Source organism: Pseudomonas sp. WS 5010, assembly GCF_012985565.1.
In the GTDB taxonomy this organism is placed as follows: domain Bacteria; phylum Pseudomonadota; class Gammaproteobacteria; order Pseudomonadales; family Pseudomonadaceae; genus Aquipseudomonas.
Genome location: NZ_JAAQWQ010000029.1, coordinates 1 through 779, shown reverse-complemented (window position 1 = coordinate 779; position 779 = coordinate 1). Strand labels below are relative to the sequence as shown.

General features: G+C 59.1%; 1 pseudogene. It reads left to right on the top strand.

The annotated features are described in order from the left end of the window. Positions 1 to 480: 480 nt before the first annotated feature. A pseudogene (locus HBO11_RS28425) lies at positions 481 to 779 on the top strand (TonB-dependent receptor); the annotation flags it as partial.

Genomic DNA, 779 nt, shown 5'->3' with positions numbered 1-779 from the left:
TCGGGGCTTGGGGCGTTACTTTAATCCATTGGAGGCCTTGCGGACTAATAGCGGTGGGGCTTTTTACGGAAAAAACTGAAATGAGCCGTGTTGTTGAGAATGGTGCTCAGCTGCATGGGGTATGGCGGATAAAAAGGAGGGGATGTTGCGTAGCAGCTGCCGTAGGAACGAGGCTGCGTCCGGCGGCGAAGCCGTCGTGAAATCAGGCACTGCGGTGTACCAGTCGAACCTAGCTCTCAGTATTTACGACGACTACGTCGCCGGACGCAGCCTCGTTCCTTCGGCAGCTGCTACGGGGGCCGATCTCTTGGCAATCAGGTCAAATCAGCTCATTTATCCCTGTTTTACCGCGTAAAACCCTCTGTTTCGAGGTTTTAGCCAAACGCTGTCACAGCTCTGTCATCCACCGACCCTAGCTTTCGCTCCCAAGTTGTCGGGCCATTTGCCCGGCCTGACGGGCGATTTTGGGGGAGGACAAGCATGTACAAGTGTCGCAGCAAGGCGCAGTGGGTCGGCTTTACGGTCAGTGCATTGGCCCTGGCAATTGCCAGCGAGCGTTTAAGCGCCGCCGAAACATCGGCCATCGGTGCCACCGAGCACGTCGAAGTGGTCGGCCAGGCTGTCAGCCTGGACAAGTCGCTCAAGCAACAACGCAACTCGGACACCATCGAAAGCGTGGTGCATGCCGATGGCGTGGCGCAGTTGCCCGACGCCAACGTCGCCGAGGCCGTGCAGCGCCTGCCCGGCATCAGCATCGAGCGCGACCAGGGCGAAGGCCG